This is a genomic window from Actinobacillus vicugnae (genome assembly GCF_901687125.1).
Lineage (GTDB): Bacteria > Pseudomonadota > Gammaproteobacteria > Enterobacterales > Pasteurellaceae > Actinobacillus > Actinobacillus vicugnae.
Genome location: NZ_CABFJY010000015.1, coordinates 1 through 11,952, shown reverse-complemented (window position 1 = coordinate 11,952; position 11,952 = coordinate 1). Strand labels below are relative to the sequence as shown.

Here is an 11,952-nt window from a genome sequence, read left to right as displayed (position 1 = left end):
TAATGCAAAGTAAATAGTAAAATTGATTTATTTTCATTATAGTGAAAATAAAAAACCGCCTAAAAATCACTTTTCAGACGGTTTTAATTACCTACAAGCGGTTATTTTTCACCAAATTTTTACGATCAACAAAACTCTGCAATTTCACACCGCACTTTTTATGAATTTAGCCTTTTATGCTTTCCAACAACGCCAAAAACTGTGCGGGCGGCTGTGAACCTGCTACCGCAATTTCATCGTTAATCACAAAAAATGGGACAGCTTGCACACCGATGTGTTTGGCTTGTTGTTCGTCTGCTCGTACGCTTTCGCTTAGAACGTCGCTATTTAAAAAAGCGGTAACTTCCGCAAGGTTTAAGCCCACATCTTCCGCACATTGCAATAAGGTGGCACGGTTGGCGAGTGGTAGGTTGTCGGTAAAATAAGCCTTGAATAAACGCTCATTCATTTCCGCACCTTTGCCTTTGCTTTCGGCAAATTTGGTTAAACGGTGAGCGGTGAAGGTGTTGGTGTTTTGCACCTTTTCATAGTTCATTGCCAAGCCTGCACCTGCCGCTTTTTGTTCGATACCACGAATCATTTCCATCGCCGCTTCTGGGGTTTTGTGGTATTTCCACTCAATGCGCCCTTGCGTGGTGCTAGTTACTTCCTCGCTCATTGTGGGATAAAGCTCGTAGGCTTTATGCACAATTTCCACTTCATTACGCCCTGCAAATTGCTCAAGGGCTTGTTCTAAATAACGCTTGCCGATATAGCAAAACGGGCAAGCATAATCGGAATACATTTCAATTTTGATTTTGTTCATTTTTCGCTCCAAGTCATTTCCCCCTTTGCAAAAGGGGGACTAAGGGGGATTTAGGGATGTAAAGTGCGGTCATTTTATGGATTGTTTTCGTGCATTAAAAGGCTTAAAATGCACAGCATTGTTTATTTACGCACAATAGAAAAATGAATAACCTTGATTGGAACGACTTACATTATTTCATCTTACTGGTGGAAAAACAGACCTTAACCGCCGCGGCGAACGCGTTAAATGTGGAACATAGCACGGTTTCTCGGCGGATCGAACGGTTAGAAAAACAGCTGAATTTGCATTTATTTGATCGCATTAACAAGCGTTATTTGCTCACCGATGAAGGCAGTCAAATTTATGACGAAGCGAAGAAATTACAGCTGAATATCTTGAGTTTGACACAATCCGCCAAAGACACCAGCGAGCAAATGGCAGAAGTGGTGCTTTCCGCCCCGCCTTTTGTGGCTCACAGCGTGCTTGCCCCGCAATTAAGTGAATTTTATCGCCATTTTAGCCATATTCGTTTGATTTTGCACAGCGATACAGGGATCAGTAATTTGCACCAACGCCAAGCAGACATCGCCCTGCGTATCGCCCAGCCAACGCAAAACGATTTAGTGGCAAAACGCCTGCGTGATATGGAATACCGCTGGTTCGCTCACCGAGATTACCTCACCCGCACGCCTGAAAGCCAGTGGCAGTATTTAAGTCTAAATCTCACTGGCTCACATCAGCAATGGCTGAACGAACAGCTTAACGGCAAATCGATCCGCTTTGCCTGCAACGATTTCCAACTGCTGAAATCAGCCGTAGTCCAACAACTCGGTATTGGTTTATTGCCTACTTATTTTGCTAATAAAAATCCTGAGTTTGTCCAGATTGAATCAATCAATGGCTACCAATCCCCTCTTTATTTGGTAATGCACGAAGATGTCCGCCACACCCAAAAAGTGCGCGCCGTGGCAGATTGGTTGATTGAGGTGTTTGAGTAGAAGTGCGGTTGGTTTTTCGCTGTTTTTGTCGTAAAAAATTGGTGAAAAATAACCGCTTGTTTATTTTCATTGTCTTTATGTTAGAATCAAACAATCTGATAACAATCTTTAAGGAACATGATGAAACAGATTGAACAACTGTTTGCCAATAACCATGCTTGGGCAACTCGCATGAAAGATGAGCAATCCGATTACTTTAAACAACTTGCTGAACACCAAAAACCTAATTATCTCTGGATTGGCTGTTCTGATAGCCGTGTTCCCGCCGAAAAATTAACAGGCTTAGGTCCTGGCGAACTCTTCGTTCACCGTAATGTAGCCAACTTAGTGATTCACACTGACTTAAATTGCCTTTCTGTGGTGCAATATGCGGTCGATGTATTAGAGATCGAACATATTATTATTTGTGGGCACACCAATTGTGGTGGTATTAAAGCTGCAATGGGAAACGTTGAGGATTACGGTTTGATCAGCAATTGGCTTTTACATATTCGTGATCTATGGTTTAAGCATAGCTACTTACTCGGCAATCTCCCGCCTGAACAACGCGCGAATATGCTCACTCGTTTAAACGTTGCGGAACAAGTTTATAATTTGGGGCGTAGCTCAATTGTAACTTCGGCATGGAGCCGAGGTAAAAAGCTTTCGATTCATGGTTGGGTTTACGATGTAAATGACGGATTCTTAAATGATCAAGGCGTAATAGCAACCAGTACTGAAACACTAGAGATCACCTATCGCAATGCAATTGCTAAATTGACAACAGAAGTTGAAGAGATGATTGCCAATAAACCTGCTGAACAACCTGATCAGCTCGAAAACGCTTATTTTGACTAATCTTTGCAAATAGTGTGAGCCAACTCACACTATTTTTTTCTCACACTCCCCTTTTCTGAGTATTTTGCCTTTCTTCACAAAAAAGATTTAATTCTTATCATTTTATAAAATTTGGTTAAAAATCTTTTTTAATTATGAAAAACGTAATTTCATTTTATAAAATTCTGAATTATTAGAATTCACAGTGTTTTTATCTAATTAGAACTCCTTAAGAACACTTTCTCTCCTCTAGACAATTTAACTATTTTTTTGCAAAATCCCTATTACATATAGAGCAAACACAATATTTCATAAAAAATCGTTGGAGGATTCAATGAAAAAACTTTCTGGTGCAGAAATGGTTGTTCAGTCCTTGAAAGACGAAGGCGTAGAATACGTTTTCGGCTATCCAGGTGGTGCAGTTTTAGATATTTATGATGCAATTCATACTTTAGATAATATCAACCACGTATTAGTACGCCATGAGCAAGCCGCAATTCATATGGCAGATGGCTATGCACGTTCAACAGGTAAAGTAGGCTGTGCGCTAGTAACTTCTGGCCCAGGTGCAACCAATGCAATCACAGGTATCGCTACTGCTTATGCGGATTCTATCCCTCTTGTGATCTTAACAGGTCAAGTGCCTTCAAATTTAATTGGTACTGATGCTTTCCAAGAATGCGATATGCTTGGCATTTCTCGCCCTGTGGTAAAACACAGTTTTATGATTAAAAATCCTGAAGATATCCCTTCAACCATTAAAAAAGCGTTCTACATTGCTTCAACAGGTCGTCCAGGCCCTGTGTTAATTGATATTCCAAAAGATATGGTAAATCCAGCGAATAAATTTACCTACGAATATCCAAAAGAAGTTTCGTTACGTTCTTACAACCCTACGGTGCAAGGTCATAAAGGTCAGATCAAAAAAGCACTTAAAGCATTATTAGTTGCGAAAAAACCCGTGTTATACATCGGTGGTGGGATTATTTCAGCTGAATGTGCCACGGAATTAACTGATTTTGCGACTAAATTAAATTTACCTGTGACTAGCTCATTAATGGGGCTTGGTGGCTTCCCCGCTTCGAATAAGCAATTCCTTGGTATGCTTGGTATGCACGGTACTTACGAAGCCAATACGGCAATGCACGAAAGTGATTTAATTCTGGGCATTGGTGTACGTTTTGATGACCGAACCACCAACAATTTGGCGAAATACTGCCCAAATGCGAAAGTGATTCACGTTGATATCGATCCAGCTTCTATTTCAAAAACTGTGCCTGCTTACATTCCAATTGTAGGTAGTGCAAAAAATGTATTAGAAGAATTCCTAAGCTTATTAGAAGAAGAAAATCTTGCAAAAAATCAGGCAGATTTGACCGCTTGGTGGAAGCAAATTGATGAATGGAAAGCTCGTCAATGCTTAAAATTCGAAAGTAGCAATGAAGTAATTAAACCACAGCAAGTGATTCAATTAATTCATAAAATCACCAATGGTGAAGTTTATGTTACGTCAGATGTAGGTCAGCACCAAATGTTTGCTGCACTTCACTATCCGTTTGAGCAACCTCGTCGTTGGATCAATTCTGGTGGGGCTGGCACAATGGGCTTTGGTTTACCTGCTGCAATTGGGGTGAAATTTGCGCACCCAGAAGCAACCGTAGTGTGCGTAACGGGGGATGGTTCAATTCAAATGAATATCCAAGAGCTTTCTACTGCGAAGCAATACGATACACCAGTAGTGATCGTAAGTTTAAATAACCGTTTCTTAGGTATGGTAAAACAATGGCAAGATCTAATCTATTCAGGTCGTCACTCGCAAGTTTATATGAACTCATTACCTGATTTCGCTAAACTAGCTGAAGCCTACGGACACGTGGGAATTACCATTGATCACCCAAGTGAATTAGAAGAAAAACTCACCCAAGCATTTTCTATCAAAAACAAATTAGTGTTTGTTGATGTAAAAGTAGATGAAACCGAACACGTTTACCCAATGCAAGTGCGTGGTGGTGCAATGAATGAAATGATGTTAAGCAAAACGGAGAGAACAGATGCGTAGAACATTATCAGTATTACTCGAAAACGAATCGGGTGCATTATCCCGTGTTGTAGGTCTTTTTTCTCAACGTGGGTTTAATATAGAAAGCTTAACTGTTGCACCAACGGATGATCCAACACTTTCACGTATGACGATTGTGGCAAAAGGTGATGAAAATATCCTAGAACAGATTGAGAAGCAACTACATAAATTAATTGATGTATTTAAAGTTTCAAATTTAAGCCCAACTGAACATATTGAACGTGAAGTCTTGTTACTAAAAGTGCGTGCGACAGGCTCAGTACGTGATGAATTAAAACGTATGAGTGATATTTTCCGCGGGCAGATTGTCGATATTACTCCGAAACTTTATACCATTCAGTTATCAGGTACGAGTGAGAAACTCAATGCGTTTATTGAAGCAGTAAAACAAGAAACCACCATTGTCGAGATTGTCCGTTCAGGCGTAATTAGTCTCTCGCGTGGCGATAAAAACTGTTTATAGCTTTCTCAAGTAAAGGCGGGTATTCCCCGCCTTTCACTTTATAATCAAGAATATTGCAATTAGTAAAGTAAATACTACAAAAGAGTTATAAACAGCGGGAATAAGAATACATTTAGCTATTTCACTTATAGTTCGAAAACACAACAGATATATTATAGCCTATATAAAAGAGGATCTTTTGAAACTATATGTATTTAAATAGGGGAAAATAATGGCTAAATTACGTTTTTTGAATATGCCTTATCAAATTAAGAATCTTGAACTTAAAAATCGAGTAGTAATGCCTCCAATGTGCCAATATCAGGCAACAGATGGTTTACCAAATAATTGGCATTTCGTGCATTACACCAGCCGTGCAATTGGCGGCGTGGGCTTGATTATCGTTGAGATGACCAACGTGGCTCCAAATGGTCGTATTACGCCACACTGTTTAGGATTATGGAATGACACACAGCGTGATGAACTGAAAAAAATCGTGGATTCGGTGCATAAATATGGCAGCAAAATTGCCATTCAAATCGGACACGCAGGGCGTAAAGGGCTAGGGCACGAAAGCGTTGTTGCCCCAAGCCCAATCGCTTACGAAAACAGAGCGGAAGAGAACAAAGGTGATGGTTGGACATTCCAAACGCCAAAAGATATTTCCACCGAAGAGGTGAAAGAGCTGGTGCAAGCGTTCCAAAATTCAGTGAAACGTGCGGTAGAAGCAGGCTTTGACGCAATCGAAATCCACGGCGCACACGGCTACCTTATTCACCAATTCCACGCTCCTCGCACCAATAAACGTACCGATGAATATGGTCAGGACAAAATGCTATTTGGTGAGCAGGTGATCAAAGCCGCAAAAGCGGTAATGCCAGCGGATATGCCGTTGATCGTTCGCCTTTCTGCCCAAGAGTATGCCGAGGGCGGTTACGATTTAGCTTATGGCGTAGAAATTGCGAAACGCTATGCCGAAGCAGGGGCAGATTGCTTACACGTCAGCGGTGGTGGTGATGGTGCATTACACCCAGCACACACCCCAGCAATGAGTGCAGGCTACCAAGTGCCATTTGCTCGCCAAGTGAAACAGGCGACAGGCAAGCCTGTGATCGCAGTGGGAATGTTAGACAACCCAGCAGTGGCAGATTTTGTGTTAGCAAATGGTGATGCGGATCTTGTTGCAGTAGGGCGTGCTTTATTGCGTGATCCACACTGGGTGCTAAATGCACAATTCAACCAAAACGGTGCAGATTTTGAGCCAATGCAGTTTGTACCAGCCAGCTATGTGCGTGGCTATTAACAAGCGGTCAAAAAAACCAAATTTTTTACCAAATTTTATCGAATTTTAGGAAAGCAAATAGATGATTAAATCCCGTGCAGCGGTGGCTTTTGCCCCAAATGAGCCGTTAAAAATCGTAGAAATTGATGTCGCCCCACCCAAAAAAGGCGAAGTACTCATCAAAATCACCCACACAGGCGTGTGCCACACAGACGCTTACACCCTTTCAGGGGCAGACCCTGAGGGTATATTCCCTGTGGTGCTTGGACACGAGGGTGCAGGCGTAGTAGTGCAAGTGGGCGAGGGCGTAACTTCTGTTGAAGTGGGCGACCACGTTATCCCTCTTTACACCGCCGAATGTGGTGAGTGTGATTTCTGTAAATCAGGCAAAACCAATCTTTGCGTAGCGGTGCGTGAAACCCAAGGTAAAGGCTTAATGCCAGACGGCACAACCCGTTTTTCTTACAACGGCGAGCCGATTTATCACTATATGGGTTGTTCAACATTCAGCGAATATACCGTGGTAGCGGAAGTTTCCCTTGCCAAAATCAACCCAGAAGCAAACCACGAAGAGGTGTGCTTGCTAGGTTGTGGCGTAACCACAGGGATCGGTGCAGTACACAACACAGCGAAAGTGCAAGAGGGCGATAGCGTTGCCGTATTCGGCTTAGGCGGTATCGGCTTGGCGGTACTGCAAGGGGCAAGATAGGCAAAAGCAGGACGCATTTTTGCCATTGATACCAACCCTGAAAAATTTGAATTAGCAAGAGAGTTCGGGGCAACGGATTGCATTAACCCGAATGATTACGACAAACCCATTCAACAAGTGTTGATCGAAATGACCAAATGGGGCGTGGATCACACCTTTGAATGTATCGGTAACGTAAATGTAATGCGTGCGGCATTAGAATCTGCTCACCGTGGCTGGGGTCAATCGATCATTATCGGCGTAGCAGGTGCAGGGCAAGAGATTTCAACCCGTCCATTCCAGCTGGTTACAGGGCGTGTATGGAAAGGCACAGCATTCGGTGGGGTGAAAGGTCGCAGCCAATTACCAGGTATGGTAGAAGATGCGATGAAAGGCAAAATCGCTTTACGTCCATTTGTAACCCACACAATGCCACTTGATGAGATCAATCACGCATTTGATTTAATGCACGAAGGGAAATCCATTCGTAGCGTCATTCACTTTGGATAAGCCAATGCAACAAGTTGAACAAACCCTCTGCTTTGGCGGTGAACAGCAAGTTTGGCAACACCAGTCCGAAAGCCTCAATTGCACAATGAAATTTGCCATCTTTTTACCTAAAGAGGCAAAAACGCAAAAATTGCCTGTGCTTTACTGGCTTTCGGGTTTAACTTGCACCGAGCAGAATTTCATCACCAAATCAGGCTTTCAGCGTTATGCGGCGGAACTCGGCATTATTGTGGTTGCCCCTGACACTTCCCCACGAGGCGAAGATGTAGCGAATGATGAGGCGTACGACTTAGGGCAAGGGGCTGGCTTCTATTTAAATGCCACTGAACAGCCTTGGGCAAGCCATTATCGAATGTACGATTACATTGTTCACGAACTGCCAAAAGTGATTGACGAGCATTTCAACACTAACGGCAAGCAGGCAATCAGCGGACATTCAATGGGTGGACACGGAGCTTTAACCATTGCTTTGAAAAACCCTGAACGCTATACCAGCGTTTCAGCCTTTTCGCCGATTGTTGCCCCAAGCCAAGTGCCGTGGGGCGAAAAAGCCCTCACTGCGTATTTGGGTGAAAATCGCCAAAGCTGGGCGGATTATGACAGCGTAGAGCTGATTAAACAGGGCAAAAAAGTGCCACATATTTTGGTTAGCCAAGGGCTTGCAGATAATTTCTACGAGCGAGAGCTTAAAACGCCACTGTTAGAACAGGCTTGCCAGCAGGCAGGGCAAAATGCCGATATTCGCTACTGTGAGGGCTATGATCACAGTTATTACTTCATTGCGAGCTTTATCGGCGAGCATTTGGCGTATCACGCTAAACGATTAAATTCAATTTAAATTAAAACAAAAGAGGAAACAAAATGAGCGTATCAAAACAAGACGTGTTAGACGCGTTTAAATTTCGCAGTGCTTGCCGTTACTACGATGGCAGCAAAAAAATCAGCCAAGAAGATATTGACTACATCTTAGAATTAGGTCGCCTTTCACCAAGTTCAGTAGGTTCTGAGCCGTGGAAATTTGTGGTGGTGCAAAACAAAGCGTTGCGTGATGCCATCAAACCAGTGGGCTGGGGTGTTGCTGGTCAATTAGACGATTGCAGCCACTTGGTTGTGATTTTAGCGAAGAAAAATGCACGTTATGACAGTAAATTTATGCGTAACGTATTAGAACGCCGTGGTTTATCTGGCGAGGAATTAGAAGCAGGCTTAGCGCTTTACAAAAAATTCCAAACCCAAGATATGAAACAAGCAGTAAACGAGCAAACTTTATTCGACTGGGCAGCAAAACAGACCTACATCGCATTAGGTAATATGATGACAGGTGCGGCACTTATCGGTATCGACTCTTGCCCAATCGAGGGTTTTGAATATGAGCCAGTAAACAAAATTTTTGCAGACGCTGGCGTATTTGACCCGAACGAGTGGGGCATTGCGACTATGGTAACCTTCGGCTACCGTTCGCAAGACATCACCAGAAAATCCCGCAAACCAACCGAAGAAGTGATTGAGTGGATTAAATAATCTTCTCTCATTTTAATCATAGTGATATACATGCTGTAAGTAAGTTCTACTGGAAATTCCATTCTTACATCTAAAAAAATAGCTAGCTCGTAAGAGCTAGCTATTTTAACCTAACGAATTTACTTTTACCCTAATTGCTCTATAACTTTAGATGACGATAAAGTTATTTAGCCGTGTTACATTACCCTAACAATGTAACGAGGTCTATTTTAGGCAATTAATCAGTAAATGTCAATAAGAATTATTCTCAATTGTGTAGATTTTTATTCGCCTGAAATTTTCATACTTTCTAACAAGATTGAACCTGTCTGGATATTCGAGCGATGTTCAATATCATCCGCAACAGCAACCATATTTTTATACATTTCTTGCAATTGACCAGCAATAGTAATCTCCGCCACTGGATACTGAATTTCACCATTTTCCACCCAAAACCCTGCAGCACCGCGCGAATACTCGCCTGTTACCGCATTAATGGCTGAGCCTAAAAATTCAGTCACCAATAAACCTGTTCCCATTTCTTTTAATAGCGTATCCAAACCACCTGTGCGATTTGGTGTCACTAACCAGTTATGAATCCCACCTGCGTGTCCAGTGGTTTTTAAACCCATTTTTCGTGCTGAATAGCTGGTCATTAAATAGGTTTGCAGTACACCATCTGTAATGATTTCTCGGTCTTGGGTAATCACCCCTTCACTATCAAACGCTGATGAAGCTAATTGGCGTAGTAAATGTGGACGCTCAGACACAGAGAACCAATGTGGCAAAATTTGTGTGCCTAATTTATCTAATAAAAAACTAGATTTGCGATACAATGCGCCTCCGCTAATTGCACCTGCTAAATGTCCGACCAAGCCTGTTGCGACATCGTTATAAAAAATAACTGGCACTTCACAGGTTTTTATTTTTTGAGGATTTAAACGATCAACCGCCTTAAATGCCGCTTGACGACCAACCCATTCTGCTGATTGGAGTTTGTCAAACTCGCGGGAAATTGTATATTCATAATCACGTTCAAGCTGATCTTCATAGGCAGAGATAACACTACAAGAAAGTGAATAACGACTTGAAAGGTAGCTCTGCAACATACCATGCGTATTACCATACACACGCACACCACTGTGTGAATTAAAGGTTGCTCCCTCGCTATTAACAATTTTTTCATCGGCATTTAAGGCATGATGTTCAGCTTCTAGCGCTAATTCAACCGCTTGTTCCATTGAAATATCCGCTTGATGATAAAGTTCCAAATCAGGCGCATTAAATGCCATCATTTCTTTATCTGCCAAACCTGCACAATCATCTTCTGATGTATATTTTGCAATCGCAAGTGCAGATTCAACCGCACGTTGAATTGATTGTGGCTGAAGATCTGAGGTTGAAGCATTGCCCTTACGCTTACCCATATACACCGAAATGCCAAGTGATCCATCATTATTAAATTCAATATTTTCCGTTTGTTCTAAGCGAGTTGAAACAGAGAGCCCTGTAACTTTAGTTACTCCAACTTCTGCTTCTGCGCCTGATTTTTTTGCAAATTCTAATGCAAATTTAACCGCTTGTCGTAATGCTTGTTCTTGCTTTTGAAGATCTTGTTTTGTTGTTAATGACATAATTTTTACTTAAATGTGATAAAAATAAGATGCGTATATTCTACCTTAAATTTCTGATAGAATACGGTATTTTTTACGATTGAAGGAATAACCATGGCTAAACGCAGTAAAAATGAAATTGATTGGACAGATGAAGAAGAGGAAATCATCTGGGTAAGTAAAAGTGAAATTAAACGTGATTCAGAACATTTAAAAAAATTGGGGGCTGAATTAATTGAATTAACCCCACAGAACCTCGAAAAGATCCCACTGGATGAAGACTTAAAATATGCAATTCGCCAAGCGCAAGGTTTCAAACTTGAGGCTCGTCGTCGTCAAATTCAATTTATTGGTAAATTATTACGCAACCGTGATCCTGAGCCGATTCAAGAAGCGCTAGATAAAGTGAAAAATCGCCATAATCAGCAACAGGCACTGTTACACAAACTTGAATTAGTTCGAGATCAGCTAGTGAATATGGGCGATACGTCATTAAATCATTTGATGAATGAGCATCCGCAATTGGATCGTCAACACTTACGTAACTTGATCCGTGGCGCACAAAAAGAACGCGAGGCAAACAAACCTGCTAAAAATTATCGTGAAATCTTTCAATATTTAAAAACGGAAATTGCAGAATAATTCGCAATTTAGACCGCTTATTTTTTGTTTAATGTGGAGTGATTATGGAATTTTTTCCGCAACTTATGCTCGGGCATATTGGCTTTGCTTATATTAGCCTTGTGCTATTACTTACTCGTGGTGTATTGGCTTCAAAAATGGTGGATTGGCGTCAGTACAAAGTGCTAAGCATTGCACCACATTTAGTCGATACCCTATTACTTATCTCAGGTATTGCGCTGCTAGTAATTTTAGTTTCTAACGGTATCTATGCCCTTAATGAAATGCAATGGATGTTGCCTAAATTGGCATTTTTAGTGCTTTATATCGTATTTAGTGCGAAAGCGTTTAAAAAATCACAGCCATTCTCGCTTAAAAACTTTATTTTAGCTGTTGTTAGCTTTGTACTAACCATGATGGTAGCAACGCTACATTAACCTTTACAAGCGGTCAAAATTTGCAATTTCTTTGCAAAATTCGACCGCTTTTTGATCTGCACCCCAAAACCTGGACACCTAATTTGAGGTGCAGATTATGTCTTATTCTTATCAATTTCGTTTAAACATTATCAAACAAGTGACCGAACAGGATTTGGGTATTCGTGAGGTCGCTAAA

11 protein-coding genes and 2 pseudogenes are annotated in these 11,952 nt (G+C 41.5%); 11 read left to right on the top strand and 2 right to left on the bottom strand.

Annotation, left to right across the window (positions count from 1 at the left end; all coding sequences use genetic code 11):
• Positions 1-166: 166 nt before the first annotated feature.
• The gene (locus F8M47_RS04955; protein ID WP_244298070.1) at positions 167-805 is read right to left on the bottom strand and encodes a DsbA family oxidoreductase; all 639 of its coding nucleotides are present in this window, start codon (positions 803-805) and stop codon (positions 167-169) included.
• Between the two features lie 143 nt (positions 806-948).
• Here F8M47_RS04955 and F8M47_RS04950 point away from each other — a divergent pair, with 143 nt between their 5' ends.
• The 8 genes and pseudogenes from F8M47_RS04950 to F8M47_RS04915 all read left to right on the top strand — a co-directional run bounded on the left by F8M47_RS04950 (position 949) and on the right by F8M47_RS04915 (position 9,124).
• Entirely contained in the window at positions 949-1,785 is an 837-nt protein-coding gene (locus F8M47_RS04950) for a LysR family transcriptional regulator (RefSeq protein WP_150539071.1), read from the top strand.
• Positions 1,786-1,905: 120 nt separating this feature from the next.
• On the top strand, positions 1,906-2,622 hold the full coding sequence (gene can, locus F8M47_RS04945) for a carbonate dehydratase (protein WP_150539095.1): 717 nt from the start codon (positions 1,906-1,908) through the stop codon (positions 2,620-2,622).
• Positions 2,623-2,935: 313 nt separating this feature from the next.
• A complete protein-coding gene (locus F8M47_RS04940; RefSeq protein ID WP_150539070.1) occupies positions 2,936-4,660 on the top strand; it encodes an acetolactate synthase 3 large subunit in 1,725 nt (574 codons plus the stop codon).
• A complete protein-coding gene (ilvN, locus tag F8M47_RS04935) occupies positions 4,653-5,144 on the top strand; it encodes an acetolactate synthase small subunit (protein WP_150539069.1) in 492 nt (163 codons plus the stop codon). Before F8M47_RS04940 ends, ilvN begins: the two co-directional genes overlap by 8 nt.
• A 211-nt stretch (positions 5,145-5,355) precedes the next feature.
• Entirely contained in the window at positions 5,356-6,426 is a 1,071-nt protein-coding gene (locus F8M47_RS04930; protein WP_150539068.1) for an NADH:flavin oxidoreductase/NADH oxidase, read from the top strand.
• Positions 6,427-6,490: 64 nt separating this feature from the next.
• Positions 6,491-7,603 (top strand): annotated as a pseudogene (locus F8M47_RS04925) (S-(hydroxymethyl)glutathione dehydrogenase/class III alcohol dehydrogenase).
• A 4-nt stretch (positions 7,604-7,607) separates the two neighbouring features.
• Entirely contained in the window at positions 7,608-8,441 is an 834-nt protein-coding gene (fghA, locus tag F8M47_RS04920; RefSeq protein ID WP_150539067.1) for an S-formylglutathione hydrolase, read from the top strand.
• 23 nt (positions 8,442-8,464) lie between these two features.
• Entirely contained in the window at positions 8,465-9,124 is a 660-nt protein-coding gene (locus tag F8M47_RS04915) for an NAD(P)H-dependent oxidoreductase (RefSeq protein WP_150539066.1), read from the top strand.
• Positions 9,125-9,387: 263 nt separating this feature from the next.
• Here F8M47_RS04915 and pmbA read toward each other — a convergent pair whose 3' ends face one another.
• Positions 9,388-10,737 (bottom strand): metalloprotease PmbA, encoded by a 1,350-nt coding sequence (gene pmbA, locus F8M47_RS04910; protein WP_150539065.1) that lies wholly within the window; start codon positions 10,735-10,737, stop codon positions 9,388-9,390.
• Positions 10,738-10,830: 93 nt separating this feature from the next.
• Here pmbA and yjgA point away from each other — a divergent pair, with 93 nt between their 5' ends.
• From yjgA to F8M47_RS12240, 3 genes and pseudogenes are all read left to right on the top strand, one after another.
• Positions 10,831-11,358 carry a ribosome biogenesis factor YjgA gene (yjgA, locus tag F8M47_RS04905; protein ID WP_150539064.1) on the top strand — a complete coding sequence of 176 codons (528 nt, stop codon included), beginning with the start codon at positions 10,831-10,833 and terminating at the stop codon, positions 11,356-11,358.
• A gap of 44 nt (positions 11,359-11,402) precedes the next feature.
• On the top strand, positions 11,403-11,774 hold the full coding sequence (locus tag F8M47_RS04900; protein WP_150539063.1) for a SirB2 family protein: 372 nt from the start codon (positions 11,403-11,405) through the stop codon (positions 11,772-11,774).
• Between the two features lie 97 nt (positions 11,775-11,871).
• Positions 11,872-11,952, top strand: a pseudogene (locus F8M47_RS12240) (transposase); the annotation flags it as partial.